Raw genomic sequence first — 16,450 nt, forward strand, 5'->3', positions numbered from 1 at the left:
GGACGCCGTGATAAAGTCCCGTGGTGTCGCCGAGGCCCACCGTGTTCGACGTCGCGAAGAGGCGGAAGGACGGGTGCGGGGTGATGATCTCGTTCTGGTCGAGCAGCGTCAGCTTGCCGTCATGTTCCAGCACGCGCTGGATCACGAACATCACGTCCGCGCGGCCCGCATCATATTCGTCGAAGACGATGGCGACGGGATTGCGCAGCGCCCAGGGCAGGATGCCCTCGTGGAACTTCGTCACCTGCTTGCCGTCTTCCAGCTTGATCGCATCCTTGCCGATCAGGTCGATCCGGCTGATGTGGCTGTCGAGGTTCACCCGCACGCAGGGCCATTGCAGCCTGGCGGCCACCTGCTCGATATGGGTGGATTTCCCGGTGCCGTGATAGCCCTGGATCATCACCCGGCGGTTATAGGCAAACCCGGCCAGAATGGCCAAAGTCGTGTCCGGGTCGAACTTGTAGGTCGAATCGATCTCCGGCACCCGGTCGGTGCGCTCGGCGAAGCCCTTCACCCGCATGTCGGTGTCGATCCCGAACACATCGCGGACCGAGATTTCCTCGGTCGGTTTCATCACCTGATCCAGCATCGCCAAAGTCCATCCAAAGCCGCCGACGCCCCATTGCGCCGCACCGGCCATCCTTGGAACATATCGCGGGGGGGTTCAAGGGGAAGGGCGGGACACGACGGCCCGGTGCCGGTTTTCGCCGCTCTCATTCCCGGAAGAACCGGCTGTCCTTCAACTGGTCCCAGGCCCAGACCACCTCCTGCAACTGTTCCTCGTGGCTGCGGTCGCCGCCGTTCATGTCGGGGTGCAGCACCTTGATCAGCCCCTTGTAGACCTTGCGGATTTCGGTCTTCGACATCGTGTCGCGCGCATCGAGGATCTCGATGGCCTTGCGCTCGGTCGGCGGCAGCTTCCGTGTCGCCGTGGACTGCACCCGCCCGGGATTCTGCGTCGCCTTCTCGCCCAGAAGGGACATCGGGTCGTTCACCCCCAGCCGCGCCCAGGCATTGCCGTCACCCTGGCGCGAGAAGGGCTTGGTCTCGCGCTCCCAGACCCGGTCCTTGTCGAGGAACTTCTGGAACTCCTCGTCCGTCGTCCCCTGGAAGAAGTTCCATTTCAGGTTGTACTCGCGGATGTGGTCCTTGCAGAACCAGAAGAACTCGTCCAGCAGGTCCGGGGACTTCGGGGCACGAAAGGCGGCCTTCTCCTTGCAGCCCGGATAGTCGCAGGGCTTGTCAGCGGTCTCGAACGCCCCCGACATGCCCCGCCGCCCGGTTTTCTTGCGCTTCTTGTCAGCCGCGGCGCTGAGGTTGAAATCGAAGGGCGGACGACTGGTCATGCGAAGGGGGCCTTTCCGACGGGGGTTTCCGACTCGGGGGCACAAGTTTAAGGCTTTGGCGGGAATTTGGAAGGGGGCCTGACATGGCTGTGAAGGACGAGATCGAGGACCGCCTGACCGCTGCCTTCCATCCCTCGGTCCTGGAGGTGGTGAACGAAAGCCACCGCCACGCGGGCCACGCAGGGGATGACGGCTCGGGCGAGAGCCATTTCCACATCACCATCCGCGCCGAGGCGTTCCGGGAGATGACCCGCGTGGCGCGGCATCGGGCGGTGCAGGCGGCGCTCGGCGATCTGAACCAGCGGGTGCATGCGATCGGGCTGGATGTGGGGTAGGGCGGGGCGGCATCGCCTGCGCGGGCCGAAAGCTCGCCGACACAACTGAATGATCGCTTTTATGGGCTTGCAGGCATCTTGGGGTCAAGATATGTTATATGATAACATTACATGAGAATGCCATGCCAGACACCCGCCTCCCCGTGACCGTCCTCTCCGGCTTCCTCGGGGCGGGCAAGACCACGCTGCTGAACCATGTCCTGAACAACCGCGACGGTCGCCGTGTCGCGGTCATCGTCAACGATATGTCCGAGGTGAACATCGACGCCGACCTCATCCGCGAGGGGACCGAACTTTCCCGCTCCGAGGAGAAACTGGTCGAGATGACCAACGGCTGCATCTGCTGCACCCTGCGCGATGACCTGCTCGTCGAAGTGCGCCGTTTGGCGGCGGAGGGGAGATTCGACTATCTGCTGATCGAAGCCACCGGCATCGCGGAACCGATGCCCGTGGCGGCGACCTTCGATTTCCGCGATGAGGCGGGAAAAAGCCTGTCCGATGTCGCGCGGCTCGACACGATGGTCACGGTGGTCGATGCCATCAACCTCCTGCGCAACTTCTCCAGCCATGACTTTTTGGCCGATCGCGGCGAAAGCCTCGGCGCGGGCGACGAACGCACTCTCGTCACGCTCCTCACCGACCAGATCGAATTCGCCGATGTGGTGATCCTGAACAAGGTGCATGATGCAGGCCCGGAACGCGCCGATGCCGCGCGCAAGATCATCAGGGCGCTGAACCCCGACGCGCGGCTGATCGAGACGGACCAGTCCCGCGTCGATCCCGATGCGATCTTCGACACCGGCCTCTTCGATTTCGACCGCGCGGCCGAGCATCCGCTCTGGGCCAAGGAGCTTTACGGCTTCTCCCACCACACACCCGAGACCGAGGAATACGGGATCACCGCCTTCGTCTACCGCGCCCGCCAACCGTTTCATCCCGGCCGCATCCACGCGCTCCTGAACGGAGACCTGCCGGGCGTGATCCGCGCCAAGGGGCATTTCTGGCTGGCGACCCGTCCGAACTGGGTTGCGGAGTTCTCGCTTGCCGGGGCCGTCTCCTCGATCACGCCCCTTGGCGGCTGGTGGGCCAGCGTCCCGCGCGAACGTTGGCCGACGCATCCCGATGCGCTGAGAGAGATGGCGCACAAATGGCAAGAACCCTGGGGCGACCGGCGGCAGGAAATCGTGTTCATCGGCCATGGCATGGACGAGGCCGCCCTGCGCGCCCGGCTGGACGCGGCCCTCGTCCCCGCCAGCGCCTTCACGCCCGAGGCCTGGGCCGGGTTTTCCGATCCCTTCCCCGGTTGGCGGCACCGCGTGGCATGAACCGGAACCTCTCCGCGCCTCGTGCGCACTGGCGCAAGACCAACCCCATGTCCGTCCATGACCGGCTTCCCCCCGAACTGCGGATCTGGCTGGCCGGGGCCGCGCTTCCGTGGAGCGCGACCTCGGCGCTGCGCATCTGGCACCGTGCCCTGCGCGAATCCGGTTGCCCGAAAGCCGCCCTGGATCGCCTGCACCGTGCCAGGCAAAGACGCTCGCGCGCGATGCGGCTATGGTCTGGGGTCCAGCCTACCCCGGTGCAGGGCGATGATACCCGGGCTGGCAATGTCCTGCGATTATGCCTGCGAACGACAGCCGGCGTAGGGTGCGTGCCAACCCACCATCAACATCATCACCCCGCGCAAACGCCTGAATTTCCAGATGATGCGGCTATCCCGACCCACCAAGGTGGGTTGGCACCCAACCCGAAATCGCCCTTGCTCCCGATGCCCGTTCCTTCGGGATCGCATTGGCCCAGCGGACGTAGTGCGGGTCCCCACCCATCATTCCACCACAACCTCCCAAACCCCCTCCGCACGGGAAATCCCTTGCGGGAACCAGCACCGCCCTTGCCGGGTTGACTCTGCATCCACCCTCGCAGGGAGACCCTCCATGTTCCCGCACCTTCGCCTCTGGCTCCTCGCCCTCTGGACCTCCTCCATCGCCGGAGCCGTCGTCATCACCGGCCTCTCCCTCGGCCACTACGACTGGTCCACCTTCCTCTGGGCCGCTGTCGCAGGCCTCGTCATCGGTGTCCCGGCGGCTCTCCTGAACTGGGCCTATCTCCGTCCCAACCGCTTCCGCGAAGTCGGCGTGCTGGGACAGGTTCCGCCCAGCAGAAACCGGCCCTGATCGACTCGCGTCGACCCAGTCCCTTTCACCTGGCTCCAAATATCCTCGGGGGGTTTGGGGGGCGAAGCGCACCCAACGCCCGAGAAGGAGGCGAAGCCCGACGACGAGACAAAAGGTCTTCGCGCGTCAGCGCTCCATCTGAAAACCGCCCGAGTCCACCCCGCGGACAGGTGTTAAAATTCCCCTAACGCCCGCAACCAACCCATTGATTCCAAAAGGACATCAGAGTTTGTCCACCGTGGACACTACCCTGCCTTCACCCGCAGCCGCCAGGCATGGAGCAGGGGTTCCGTGTAGCCCGAAGGCTGCTCCCGCCCCTTGAAGACCAGGTCCGAGGCCGCCTGGAACGCCGCCCCCTGGAAGGCCGGCGCCATCGGCCGGTAGAGGGGGTCCCCCGCATTCTGCCGGTCCACCACGGCGGCCATCTTCCGCAGCGCCTCCATCACTTCGGCCTCGGACACCACCCCATGATGGAGCCAGTTCGCGATATGCTGGGCCGAGATCCGGCAGGTCGCGCGGTCCTCCATCAGCCCGATGTCGTTCACGTCCGGCACCTTGGAGCAGCCCACCCCCTGGTCGATCCAGCGCACCACATAGCCGAGAATCCCCTGCGCGTTGTTCTCGACCTCCCGCGTGACCTGCGCCCGGTTCCAGGCCTGGAAGCTGGCCAGCGGGATATCCAGGATCCCGTCCACATGCGCCCGCCGCCCCCCCTTGGCCAGCCGGGTCTGCACCGCGAAGACGTCGACCTTGTGGTAGTGCAGGGCATGGAGGGTGGCCGCCGTCGGAGACGGAACCCAGGCCGTGTTCGCCCCCGCGCGGGGATGGGCGATCTTCTCGTCCATCATCGCCGCCATCAGGTCCGGCATCGCCCACATCCCCTTGCCGATCTGGGCGCGACCGGACAACCCGCATTCCAGCCCGATATCGACGTTCAGGTTCTCATAGGCCGTGATCCAGGACTTCCGCTTGATGAAGTCCTTCCGGCTGAACGCCCCCGCCTCCATCGAGGTGTGGATCTCGTCGCCCGTCCGGTCCAGGAAGCCGGTGTTGATGAAGGCAACCCGCCCCTTCGCCGCCCGGATGCATTCCTTCAGGTTGACCGAAGTCCGCCGCTCCTCGTCCATGATCCCGAGCTTCACCGTCGCCTTCGGCAGCCTCAGCACCTCTTCGACCCGCGCCATGACGGCATCGGCGAAGGCGACCTCTTCCGGCCCGTGCATCTTCGGCTTCACGACATAGACCGAGCCCAGGACCGAGTTCCGCATCCCCTCGGTCTTCCGCAGATCATGCAGCGCTATGGCCACCGTCACCATCGCGTCCATCAGGCCCTCCGGTACCTCCGACCCATCGGGCAGCAGGATTGCCGGGTTGGTCATCAGGTGGCCCACGTTCCTGACCCACATCAGCGCGCGGCCCTTGATCTTGAAGGGGTTGCCCGCCGGGTCCAGGTAGTCCCGGTCCGCCGCCAGCCGCCGTTCCACCTGACGGTCGCCCTTCCGGAAGACCTCCGAGAGCGTGCCCTGCATCAGTCCCAGCCAGTTGCGATAGGCCCCGACCTTGTCCTCGGCATCGACGCAGGCGACGGAATCCTCGCAATCCATGATCGCGGTCAACGCGCTTTCCAGCTGGACGTCGGCCAGCAGCGCTTGGTCGCGTGAGCCGATGAAATGTGCGCGGTCGAAGATCAGCTCCACATGCAGCCCGTTGTTCCGCAAGAGGATCGCATCCGGCGCCTTCGGGTTGCCGCGGTAGCCCACGAACTTCGCAGGGTCCACCAGCGGCAGGTCGTCGACCAGGAGCGCGCCGTCCTTCACCGCGTAGCGGCGGGCATCGGCATGGCTGGTGCCTGCAATCGGGAAAGCCTCGTCCAGAAACACCCGCGCCCGGGCCACCACGCGGGCGCCCCGGCCGCGTTCGTAACCGCCGGACGGGGGCAGCGATCCCATCGCGTCGGTGCCGTAGAGGCAGTCGTAGAGGCTGCCCCAGCGCGCGTTCGCCGCGTTCAGCGCGTAGCGGGCGTTCGTCACCGGGACCACCAGCTGCGGGCCGGGCACCTTGGCGACCTCGGGGTCCACGTTGGTGGTCTCGATCGTGAAGGCCGGGCCTTCGGGGAGGAGATAGCCGATCTCGGCCAGAAAGGTCTTGTAGGCGCGGTGGTCATGCGGCTGGCCGCGCCGGGCGACGTGCCAGGCGTCGATCTTGGCCTGAAGCTCTTCCCGTTTGGCCAGAAGAGCGCGATTGCGGGGGGCGAACTCGGCCAGGAGGGCGGCAAACCCGGTCCAGAACGCCCCGGCCTCGATCCCGGTGCCGGGCAGGGCTTCGTCCTCGACGAAGCGGGCCAGCACTGCATCCACCTGAAGCCCCGCACGATCCAGACGCGTCGTCATGGCAATCCCCCTTGGCCGCAGGGCCGCTTGTATGCTGTGGCACACAATAGGCGAGGGGGCCGGGTGGCGGCAAGGAAAGCCGGGGCGGAATTTCAAGCAAGACCGGAAATCACTTGTCGGGAAATCCTGAAGGCAGAAAACTTCGCCGATTGGCTAAGTTTCTCTTGCGCGACTCTGGATGGGGCGTTTAGTTAGCTACATGGCTAAGCATGATCCCCACCTCGACCTCCTGTTCCATGCGCTGTCCGATCCGACGCGGCGCATGATGCTGAACCGTCTGGCGAAGGGCCCGGCCCCGGTGAGCGAGCTTGCCGGGCCGACCGGCCTGCGCCTGCCCACCATCCTGCGCCATCTGTCGGTGCTGGAGGAGGCGGGGCTGGTCGCGACCCAGAAGGACGGGCGTGTCAGGTCCTGCGCCTTCCAGCCTGCGGCCCTGCGGCCGATGACCGACTGGCTGGACGAGCAGCGCAAGGTCTGGGAGGCGCGGCTGGATCGGCTGGACGACTATGTAATGAATCTCATGAAGGAGCGCGAAAAATGACCGCCAAGACGACCCTGGGCCTGGACCCCGCAACCGACCTCAGCTTCACCCGCACGTTGGCGGTACCGCGCCGACTGGTCTGGGAATGCTGGACCGACCCGAAGCACATTCCGCATTTCTTCGTGCCGAAGCCACACAAGGTGACGGCGGTGGATATCGACCTGCGGGTCGGCGGCCGCTTCAACACCAGCTTCGATGTCGAAGGCAATGTGATGGACAACAAGGGCGTCTATCTGGAGGTGGTGCCGGGCGAAAAGCTCGTGTTCACCGACGCTTACACCGAAGGCTGGAAACCCGCGCCGGAACCTTTCATGACCGCGATCCTGCTCTTGTCCGACGCGCCGGGGGGCGGGACGACCTATACCGCCATCGCCCGGCACCGGACCCCCGAGACCCGGAAGGCGCATGAGGACATGGGCTTCTTCGACGGCTGGGGCACGGTGGTGACGCAGCTGGAGGAGTATGCCAAGGGGCTGATCAAATGAGCCGGGATCTGACGAAGGACCGTTTCGCCACGCTGAGCTTCGAGCGCAAGGTCGCGGCCCCCGTGGCGACGCTCTATGCCGCCTGGACCGCGCCCGCCGCGCGGGCGGTCTGGGCCGCGCCGAGCCCCGAGGTGACGGTTGTATTCCTGGACTCCGACGCGAGGGTGGGCGGGCGCGAGGTCTCTCTCTGCAAGGTGGAGGGGCAGCCGGACATCCGGGTCGAGGCTGGCTGGCTGGACCTGGTGCCCGAGGCGCGGACGGTGGGCTATGAGGTCGTCTCGCAGGAGGGTGCGCGGAAATCAGCGGCGCTGGTGACGGCGGATTTCACCGGCGACGCCGAGGCAGCCCGGATCGCGGTGACGGTCCAGCTTGCCTCGCTCGCCGGGGACATGGCCGAGGGCTATCGGCAGGGCTTCACCGCCGGGCTGGCGAACCTGGGCGCGGTGGCCGAGCGCACGATGCTGTTGCAGCGGGTGATCCAAGCGCCGGTCCCGGTGGTCTGGGGCGCCTGGATGAATGTCGAGAGCTTGCCGAAATGGTGGGGGCCAGAGGGGTTTTCCTGCCGGACCAGCCGCATCGACCTGCGCGCGGGCGGCGAATGGGTCTTCGACATGATCGGGCCGGACGGGACGGTCTTCCCGAACCATCACAAATACGGCGCGATCCTTCCCGAGGCACGGCTGGACTACACGCTGCACTGGGGCGAGAACGGGCCGAAGCACGCGGATGCCTGGGCGTCGTTCGACGATCTGGGCGGCGCGACCCGGGTGACTCTGGGCATGGTGATGGCGACCGCGAAGGAATACCACGAGGCCAAGGGCTTCGGCGCGGTGGAGCTGGGGCTGCAGACCCTGGGCAAGCTGGCGCGGATCGTGGGCGCCGAGTGATCAGCCAAGCTGGGCTGCGAGGAAGGTGCGACAGGCCTCTTTCGCGGCCTCGGCGGGCATCGCCTCGGGGTCGAGGCAGTGTTGCAGGCACAGCCCGTCGATCAGGCAGATCAGCGACTTGGCAAGGGGACGGGCGTCGATGTCTCGCCCCGGCGCCGTGGGCAAAGCCGCAATCGCTGCCGACACGTCCTCGACATAGGTCGCGTATTGCCGACGGTGCTCCTCGCGCAGCTTCGGCGTATTGGCGATCTGGCCCCAGAGCGCGACCCAGGCGTTCAGCGTGTCGCGGTTGAAGGCCTTCGGTGCGAAGGTGCCGTCGATCAGGGCGTCCAGCCGCAGATCGGTTGGCAAGGATGCAAGGTTCGGCGTCGTCTCGCGGTAGAGCCTGGCATAGACCGCCGCCAGAAGGCCGCCCATCGAGCCGAAATGGTGCAGGATCAGCCCGCGCGACACACCTGCCGCCTGGCAGATCCTGTCGACGGTGAATTCCTGGATACCCCCCTTCGCCAGCCCCGCCAGCGCCACGTCCATCAGCTGCGCGCGGCGGTCCTCGCTGGTCATCCGGGTGAATCGGGGGGCAGAGGCGCGGGGCATCGGGGTCCTAGTTCGTCGGAGCGCCGCCCTCGGCCTTGCGGCGGGCAACATAGGCGTTCAACGCCTCAAGCACGCCGGGGTCAAGGGGCGGCGGCTCGTACTGCGCCAGCAGGTCCTTCCAGATCCGGTTGGCGCGGGCAGGGGCTTCCTCGGCCCCGCGCGCCAGCCAGTTCGGATAGCTGTCCCAGTTCGACAGCATCGGCGGGTGGAAGGCGGTCTCGTACTGGGCCATGGTCTGCGCGGTGCCGAAGAAGTGCCCGCCCACCCCGGCCTCAACAATGGCGTCAAGCGACAGGGCTTCGTCGCTGACGGCGATGGGTTTGAAATAGGCCTGCATCATGCCCAGCATCTCGGCGTCGAGGATCAGCTTCTCGAAGCTGGCGGTCAATCCGCCATGCATCCAGCCCGCGCCATGGATCACCAGATGTGCCCCGCCCATCAGGCAGCCCCAAAGCGACATCATCGACTCGTAGGCCGCCTGCGCGTCGATGGCATTGGCCGCAGTGGTGTTCGAGGACCGGAACGGCACCCCGATCCGGCGGGCAAGCTGGCCCGAGGCCTGCGCCGCCTTGGCATATTCCGGCGTGCCGAAGGCGGGCGCACCGGTCTTCATGTCGACGTTCGAGGTGAACCCGCCATACATCACCGGCACGCCGGGCCGGACGATCTGGGTCAGCGTGATCCCGAACATCGCCTCGGCATGTTGCAGGACCAGCGCGCCCGCCAGGCTGACCGGGGCCATCGCCCCCGCCAGTGTGAAGGGCGTGACGATGGCAACCTGCCCATGCTCGGCCAGCGTCATCAGCCCCTGGCTCATCGGGTCGTCCAATTGCCGGGGAGAGTTGGTGTTGATCACCCCCATCATCATGGGCTGGCGCAACAGATCGTCCAGCGTCCAGCCCATCGAGAGTGCGGCCATGTTGAGCCCGTCCATCGTCCGCTCGGTCCCGAGCGCGTTCAGGTTCCAGCTCTTGTCCAGAAGGGTGATCTGGCTGAGGTAAAGGTCCAGATGACGGGTGCCGGCGGGCAGGTCCATCGGCTCCAGCGGTCCGCCGGATTCCTGCTGGATCACGTTCAGGCTTTGGCACAGGCGCAGGAAATCCTGCATGTCCTGCAAGGTTCCGTCGCGGCGGCCTCGGTCGAGGTCCATCACATAGGCCGGGCCGCCGACGGAAGAGAACACCATGTCACTGCCGCCGAAACGCAGGTCCTTGGCCCGGTTCCGCGCGGCGATGGCGAAGGTTCGTGGAACAGTCGCCAGCCGCTCTTCGACAAGGTCGGGATCGGGGTAGACCATGTTGTCCTCCACCCGCGCACCGGCATGGCGGAAATACTCGATGGCGCGGGGGTTCAGCACCCGCATCCCCTGTTCCACCAGTAGCGTCAGCGCGGCCAGGTGAATCGCTTCCACCTGATCCTCCGACAACACCCGGATCGGGTCGTAGGTTCGCGGCACCTGCCCAAACGGGCGCTGGGGGATGGCATTTGGGCTGCGGGCCGGGCGGCGCTGGCGCATCAGAGGCTCCTTTCCGGGGCGCGCTCGCGGCGCGGGGGCACGTCGGGTTCACCCAGAAGGCGGGCGTAGCGGTGGGCGGAATGCACGGCATCGGCGATGGAGGAGGGGGCAAGGCAATCGCCGATCCGGGTCGCGCGGACGCCTTGGGCGGCAAGATCGTGCCAGAGCGTGTCGTCCGGCAGGCGTCCGGTCGCAAGCACCAGCGTGCCGCAGGGCAGGGCCTCTTCCCGCCCCGTGTAGACGCAGGACAGCATGACCTTTCCCTTGTGCTGTGAATTCAGGGATCTGAGCGTAACGATCCTTACTCCGGCCCGGATCAGTCGGGCTTGCAGGAAGTCCTGTTCATTGGTCAGCACTGTCCAGCAGGACACGACGGCGGCGGTTGTCACATAAGTTACCTGGAGTCCCTGCTGGGCCAACCGCTCGGCCAACGCCCCAGCCATGAAATAGTGTTCATCATCGTAGATCACGACCGGCCCAGACAACGCCATTCCGGCAACGACATCGTCCGGCGTCAGCGCGTCGGGAAAGGTGCCGGGCCGGATGGCATAGACCCCCACCCCGTCGCGACGCCAGCGCGAGCCGGTCGCCACCACCACATGATCCGCGCCGAACTCTGCGACATCGGCAACGCCCATCCGGCTGGCCGGGAACAGTTGCACGTTTGGCAGCTTGGCCAGCATGGTCAGACGCCAGTCCCGCACCCGCATCCATGTGGCCAGCCCCGGGAGCGTCGCCTCGCGCAGGAGGCGCCCGCCGAAGGTATCGCCCGCCTCGGCCAGCGTCACCTCCAGCCCCCGTCGCCCCAGCGTCAGCGCCGCCTCAAGGCCTGCCGGACCGCCGCCGATCACCAGCGCCGTCTCTCGCTTCGGGTAGACGGCGATCCGCTCCGGGTGCCAGCCGCGCCGCCATTCCTCGCCCATGGTCGGGTTCTGCGTGCAGCGCAGGCCCACGCCTTCATTGTTCGCCGCCCGGCAGATGTTGCAGCCGATGCACTCCCTGATCTCGTCTTCGCGCCCGTCCCGGATCTTTGCCGGAAGAAACGGATCGGCGATGGAGGGCCGCGCCGCGCCGATGAAATCCTGCACTCCCCGCTTGATCTGCGAAACCATCCGGTCGGGCGAGGTGAAGCGGCCGACCGACACCACAGGCTTCGAGGTCAGACCCTTCACGAAGGCGACGTTTTCCTCTTGAAACCCCTCCGAAGAGAACCGGGCCGACCGAGAGTCGTTCCCCAGTGCCCCCGCCACGTTCACGTCCCAAAGGTCCGGCAGGTCTGCCAGCATTTCAATCACTTCGCGACCTTCGCCGACCGACGTGATCCCCTCCGGCCCATGCAACTCGTCCACCGCCAGCCGCACTGCGACGGCGCAGGTGTCGCCCACCGCCTCCTTGGTATCCTCGATCATCTCGCGCAGAAGCCGTGCCCGGTTCTCCAGTGAGCCGCCATAGGCGTCGCCGCGATGGTTGGTCCGGCGGGACAGGAACTGGAACGGAAGGTAGTCGTGGCCCGCATAGACATAGATGATGTCGAACCCCGCCCGCTTTGCCCGCAGCGCCGCATCGCGCTGCCAGCCGCGAAAGGCGCGGAGGTCGGCCTTGTCCATTGCCCGTGCCGTTGTCGGCAGGTGGTAGAGCGCGGGCTGCACGTCGGGCGCGATCCCCGGCAGCCGCGTCATCCGGTTCGAGGCATGGGCGCCGCCATGCCAAAGCTCGATCCCCGCGAGAGATCCATGCGCGTGGATCGCCTCCGCCGTCAGGGCGAGGGGGGCGATGTCGTCATCGTCCCACAGCGTGAGGAAAGCAAAGGGGCTGTCGTCCGACGTGGGGTGGATCGAGCAATATTCGGTGCAGACCACGCCCCAGCCGCCCTCGGCCTTCACCCCCCGCAAGGCTGCGCCGGATTGCGGGCGCTGCCAGCCGAAGCCGGTGGCATGCGGCGTCTGGTAGAACCGGTTCGGCGCGGTCACCGGGCCGATCCGCACCTGTTCGAAAAGGATGTCATAACAGGGGTCGCGGGGCATGGATCATCCTTACTGAATTACTGTATAGTAAGAGCGACTGGCATCATGCGTCAAGCGGATCAGAAGGGCAGGGAAAGCTGCTCTTGCGACGGCTTCGACCGAAGGGTCCGCGTAGGCCCGCTGCGGCTGGTTGGCTTCAAGACAAACCCGTTGCCCCCTTCGGCGAACCCCGCTGGACGCCGGCTCAGGTCCAGCCGCTTTCGTGCCTCGCGCGTGGCGGTGGCTAGGTCGATGATCGGCTCGGGGTAGCGATGCCCGAGAAGCTGCCGCGCCTCGGGCCAGCGCCAGGGCGTCTGCAGGAAGGCATCCGGCACGGTCGCCAGTTCCGGCAGCCAGCGGCGGGTGAACACTCCCCCCAGGTCGAGGCTGCGTCCCAGCTTCACCGGATTGAAAACGCCCGCAGGCCCGGCCCCCGTCAGCGCCGCCATCTGCGGCGAGTGGATAGCGGGGACATAGTCGGTGGACAGGCTGGCAAGGCGCTGGCCCACCCCTTGCCAGCCGAGCCCAAGCTGATGGCACGCGACCGAAGCCACCATTTCCCGCAGCCGCGCATTCAGCCAGCCGGTCGCCCGCAGATAGCGCAGGCAGGCGTCCAGGAAGGGCAGGCCGGTCTCGCCCTGCGCCCAGGCGGCAAGCCGCGCCGCATCGCCCAGGGGCTGAACCAAGGGGTCCGCAACTTGGGTGACGATCCCGTCAGAGCATGTCCGCTGCGCGGCCAGACGGGACTGAAACGCCGACAGCGCCGCGCCCCAGCGCCCGCCGGGCCGTTCCGCCTGCCGCATCGCGGTAGCCAGCGCGACCTCGCGGGCCGACAGCACGCCCCAGCCCAGATGCGGAGACAGCCGGGACGAGGCGCGCTCGGCTGCAAGCGGGCAGGACTGCGCCGCCCCATAGCCCTCGCCGCGGCGCGACAGGAAGCTCTCCAGCAACTCCAGCGCCCGGTCGCGGCCACCCAGCTGGCGGTGGGGGCAGGGATCGGCGGCCAGTTTCAAGGCTCGCGCGGGCGGGATCAGGCCCGGCTCCACTCCGGCCACCACGCGCAGGGCAGGGGCGGGCGGAAGGGTGTCAGGGCCGCCTTGGAACGCATCCCCTGTGCCGGGGGGCGACAGCTCAGTCCAAACGATCCCCGCACCCTTCGCCCAGTCCGCCACGCGCCAGTTGCGCGCCTGGGTCCAGGGCGTCCCCGTCTCTGCCAGGCTGACGATCTGGCCGATGCCATGCCGTCGGCAAAGACCCGCCAGCACCGCCGCCGCATCGCCCACCCGCACCACCAGCGGCGCCCCGATCCCCGCCAACGCCTGGCGTAGACTGCCCAGGCTCTCCGCCACGAACTCCCACTGCCGGGCCGAGGCTTCGGGCGCTGCCCATAGCTCCGGCTCCACCACGAACACCGGCAGGACCGGCCCGACCCCGGCAGCCAGCACCAGCGCGGGATGGTCGTGAATGCGCAGGTCGCGCTTGAACCAGATAAGAACATTCATGGAACATGGATGCCGCCCCGGCGGGGATTCGTAAAGCGGCAAAAGGCAGCTGATGCGCCCCCTTGCGTCCGGGGCAATCCGCCGTAGCTTCGGCAGGAAAGGGAGCGCCAAATGTCCGAGCAGAAGACCATCCACCTGACCGACTACCAGCCGTTCAGCCACATCGTCGACAGCGTGGGCCTGACCTTCCGTCTCTCGCCAGGAGCAACCCGCGTGCAGGCGCGACTGGCCCTGCGCCCGAACCCGGAACGGCCGGGGCGAAACGACCTTCGGCTGGATGGCGAGGGGCTGACGCATATCTCCTGCACGGTCGACGGCCAAACTGTTGCGCCCCGGATCGACGATCGTTCGCTGACCATCGCTGCCGCTGACCTGCCGGACGGCCCCTTCACGCTGGAAACCGAAGTCGAGATTGTGCCCGACGCCAACACGGCGCTGGAAGGCCTCTACATGTCCCGCGGCATGTATTGCACCCAATGCGAGGCCGAGGGCTTCCGCAAGATCACCTGGTATCCCGACCGGCCCGACGTGATGTCCCGCTTCAAGGTGCGCATCGAGTCCGATCTGCCGGTGCTGCTGTCGAACGGCAACCCCACCGGCAGCGGCAAGGGCTGGGCCGAATGGGACGACCCCTGGCCGAAGCCGGCCTATCTCTTCGCCCTCGTCGCGGGCGACCTTCGCGCCTATTCCGCCGATTTCACCACCGCCTCGGGCCGCACCGTCGCGCTGAACATCTGGGTTCGCCCCGGCGACGAGGACCGCTGCGCCTATGCGATGGACAGCCTGATCCGCTCGATGCGCTGGGATGAAGAGGTCTATGGCCGGGAATACGACCTGGACGTGTTCAACATCGTCGCGGTCGACGATTTCAACATGGGCGCGATGGAGAACAAGGGGCTGAACATCTTCAACTCGCGCTACGTCCTCGCCAGCCCCGAAACCGCGACCGACGACGACTATGCCCGGATCGAGGCGATCATCGCGCATGAGTATTTCCACAACTGGACCGGCAACCGGATCACCTGCCGCGACTGGTTCCAGCTTTGCCTGAAGGAAGGCCTTACCGTCTTCCGCGACCACCAGTTTTCCGGCGACATGCGGTCAGCCGCCGTGCGCCGGATCGAGGATGTCGTGGCCCTCCGCGCCCGCCAGTTCCGCGAGGATGCCGGGCCGCTGGCGCATCCGGTGCGGCCGGAAAGCTTTGTCGAGATCAACAACTTCTACACTGCCACCGTCTACGAGAAGGGGGCCGAGGTCATCGGGATGCTGAAGTCTCTGGTCGGCGATACCGGCTACAAACGCGCGCTCGACCTCTATTTCGATCGCCATGACGGCGACGCCGCCACGATCGAGGACTGGCTCAAGGTGTTCGAGGACGCGACCGACCGCGACCTTTCCCAGTTCAAGCGCTGGTATTCCGAAGCCGGCACCCCGCGCCTCAAGGTCACGGACACATGGGACGACGGTGTGTACACCCTGACCTTCACGCAGGTGAACCCGCCCACGCCGGGCCAGCCGGAAAAGCAGCCGAAGGTGATCCCGATCAAGGTCGGGCTCCTCAACCCCAACGGCGACGAGGTCGTGCCCACGATCATGCTGGAGATGACGCGGGCGAAGCAGAGCTTCCGCTTCGAGGGGCTGGCGGCCAAGCCCGTCCCCTCCATCCTGCGCGGTTTCTCGGCCCCCGTCGTTCTCGACCGCAAGTCTGTTCCCGGCGAACGCGCGTTTCTTCTGGCCCACGACACCGATGCCTTCAACAAATGGGAGGCAGGCCGGGCGCTGGCCAAGGAGGTCATGGCCGAGATGGCGCTGAAGGGCACGCCGGTCCGGTCGGACTGGCTGGACGCCCTTGCCGCCGTCACCTTCGACGACAGCCTTGACCCCGCGTTCCGGGCGCTCTGCCTGCGGCTGCCAGGCGAGGACGACCTGGCCCAGACCATTCACGCCATGGGCCGAATCCCGGACCCCGCCAAGATCCACGCCGCCCGGCGCGAGATGGCAGGGGCGCTGGCGATCCGCCTGGGCGAGGGATTGCACAGGCTTTACAAGGAACTGGATGACAACGCGCCCTTCTCGCCTTCGGCGGCGCAAGCCGGGCGGCGGGCGCTGAAGATCGCGGCGCTTCAGCTTCTGACCCGGCGCGACGGCGGCAAGCTCGCCGCCTCGGCCTTCGCCCGGGCCCGCAGCATGACCGAGGAGATCGGCGCCTTGGCCGCACTTCTGGATGTGCATCAGGGCGAGAAGGAACTGACAGCCTTCGCCGCCCGCTGGGGCCGCGACGCGAATGTGATGGACAAATGGTATGCCCTGCAAATCGCCACCGCCGAACCCGGTGACGCCGCTGCCCTGACCGCCAGGCTGATCGGGACGCCGGGCTTCGACTGGAAGAACCCGAACCGCTTCCGCACCGTGATCGGCGCGCTGGCCGCCAACCACGCCGCCTTCCACCACCGTTCCGGCGCGGGCTACAAGCTGGTCGCCGACTGGCTTCTGAAGCTTGACCCGCTGAACCCGCAGACCGCCTCGCGCGTCTCCACCGCCTTCGAGACCTGGCCGCGATACGACGCGGCGCGGCGCAAGCTGGCCCGCGCCGAGTTGGAACGGATGCTTGCCGCCCCCGGCCTGTCGGGCGACCTGCGCGAGATGGTCGAACGGATGCTGGCGGCGGGCTGACCGC

At 66.9% G+C, this 16,450-nt stretch carries 15 protein-coding genes; 8 read left to right on the forward strand and 7 right to left on the reverse strand.

All coding sequences use genetic code 11. From position 1 onward, the window contains the following. Positions 1–589 (reverse strand): AAA family ATPase (locus JNJ68_RS01535; RefSeq protein ID WP_294978178.1); only part of this gene is annotated, 589 nt, incomplete at its 3' end. A 124-nt stretch (positions 590–713) separates the two neighbouring features. Beyond that, the gene (locus tag JNJ68_RS01540; protein WP_294978098.1) at positions 714–1,346 is read right to left on the reverse strand and encodes a DnaJ domain-containing protein; all 633 of its coding nucleotides are present in this window, start codon (positions 1,344–1,346) and stop codon (positions 714–716) included. Between the two features lie 83 nt (positions 1,347–1,429). Between JNJ68_RS01540 and JNJ68_RS01545 the strand changes: the two genes are divergently transcribed. The 4 genes from JNJ68_RS01545 to JNJ68_RS01560 all read left to right on the forward strand — a co-directional run bounded on the left by JNJ68_RS01545 (position 1,430) and on the right by JNJ68_RS01560 (position 3,855). Beyond that, complete coding sequence (locus JNJ68_RS01545; RefSeq protein WP_294978100.1) at positions 1,430–1,681, forward strand: BolA family protein; 252 nt, start codon at positions 1,430–1,432, stop codon at positions 1,679–1,681. Positions 1,682–1,803: 122 nt separating this feature from the next. Next, the gene (locus JNJ68_RS01550) at positions 1,804–3,006 is read left to right on the forward strand and encodes a GTP-binding protein (protein WP_294978102.1); all 1,203 of its coding nucleotides are present in this window, start codon (positions 1,804–1,806) and stop codon (positions 3,004–3,006) included. Between the two features lie 47 nt (positions 3,007–3,053). After that, complete coding sequence (locus JNJ68_RS01555; protein WP_294978179.1) at positions 3,054–3,584, forward strand: DUF6525 family protein; 531 nt, start codon at positions 3,054–3,056, stop codon at positions 3,582–3,584. A gap of 31 nt (positions 3,585–3,615) precedes the next feature. Continuing rightward, positions 3,616–3,855: a hypothetical protein gene (locus tag JNJ68_RS01560; RefSeq protein WP_294978104.1), complete on the forward strand. Its 240-nt coding sequence runs from the start codon at positions 3,616–3,618 to the stop codon at positions 3,853–3,855. 245 nt (positions 3,856–4,100) lie between these two features. On the opposite strand, the gene JNJ68_RS01565 is transcribed toward JNJ68_RS01560, so the two are convergent. Then, the gene (locus tag JNJ68_RS01565) at positions 4,101–6,245 is read right to left on the reverse strand and encodes a malate synthase G (protein WP_294978106.1); all 2,145 of its coding nucleotides are present in this window, start codon (positions 6,243–6,245) and stop codon (positions 4,101–4,103) included. 199 nt (positions 6,246–6,444) lie between these two features. On the opposite strand from JNJ68_RS01565, the gene JNJ68_RS01570 reads away from it, so the two are divergent. Genes JNJ68_RS01570 through JNJ68_RS01580 form a run of 3 tightly spaced genes read left to right on the forward strand, consistent with a single transcriptional unit; the run spans position 6,445 to position 8,158 of the window. After that, complete coding sequence (locus JNJ68_RS01570; protein WP_294978108.1) at positions 6,445–6,786, forward strand: metalloregulator ArsR/SmtB family transcription factor; 342 nt, start codon at positions 6,445–6,447, stop codon at positions 6,784–6,786. A gap of 14 nt (positions 6,787–6,800) precedes the next feature. Then, positions 6,801–7,271 (forward strand): SRPBCC family protein, encoded by a 471-nt coding sequence (locus tag JNJ68_RS01575; protein WP_294978180.1) that lies wholly within the window; start codon positions 6,801–6,803, stop codon positions 7,269–7,271. Beyond that, positions 7,268–8,158 carry an SRPBCC domain-containing protein gene (locus JNJ68_RS01580; protein ID WP_294978110.1) on the forward strand — a complete coding sequence of 297 codons (891 nt, stop codon included), beginning with the start codon at positions 7,268–7,270 and terminating at the stop codon, positions 8,156–8,158. Before JNJ68_RS01575 ends, JNJ68_RS01580 begins: the two co-directional genes overlap by 4 nt. On the opposite strand, the gene JNJ68_RS01585 is transcribed toward JNJ68_RS01580, so the two are convergent. The 4 genes from JNJ68_RS01585 to JNJ68_RS01600 are packed head-to-tail and all read right to left on the reverse strand — an operon-like array spanning position 8,159 to position 13,773. Next, positions 8,159–8,752 carry a TetR family transcriptional regulator C-terminal domain-containing protein gene (locus JNJ68_RS01585; protein WP_294978111.1) on the reverse strand — a complete coding sequence of 198 codons (594 nt, stop codon included), beginning with the start codon at positions 8,750–8,752 and terminating at the stop codon, positions 8,159–8,161. Between the two features lie 7 nt (positions 8,753–8,759). Then, a complete protein-coding gene (locus JNJ68_RS01590) occupies positions 8,760–10,268 on the reverse strand; it encodes a trimethylamine methyltransferase family protein (RefSeq protein WP_294978112.1) in 1,509 nt (502 codons plus the stop codon). Then, positions 10,268–12,292, reverse strand: a complete 2,025-nt coding sequence (locus JNJ68_RS01595; RefSeq protein WP_294978114.1) for an FAD-dependent oxidoreductase — start codon at positions 12,290–12,292, stop codon at positions 10,268–10,270. Before JNJ68_RS01595 ends, JNJ68_RS01590 begins: the two co-directional genes overlap by 1 nt. 59 nt (positions 12,293–12,351) lie before the next feature. After that, positions 12,352–13,773 carry an FAD-binding domain-containing protein gene (locus tag JNJ68_RS01600; protein ID WP_294978116.1) on the reverse strand — a complete coding sequence of 474 codons (1,422 nt, stop codon included), beginning with the start codon at positions 13,771–13,773 and terminating at the stop codon, positions 12,352–12,354. Positions 13,774–13,884: 111 nt separating this feature from the next. Between JNJ68_RS01600 and pepN the strand changes: the two genes are divergently transcribed. Then, positions 13,885–16,446, forward strand: coding sequence for an aminopeptidase N (gene pepN / locus JNJ68_RS01605; RefSeq protein WP_294978117.1), 2,562 nt, complete (start codon positions 13,885–13,887; stop codon positions 16,444–16,446). Positions 16,447–16,450: the final 4 nt, after the last annotated feature.

Source organism: Tabrizicola sp. (assembly GCF_016793705.1).
Classification (GTDB): Bacteria; Pseudomonadota; Alphaproteobacteria; order Rhodobacterales; family Rhodobacteraceae; genus Tabrizicola.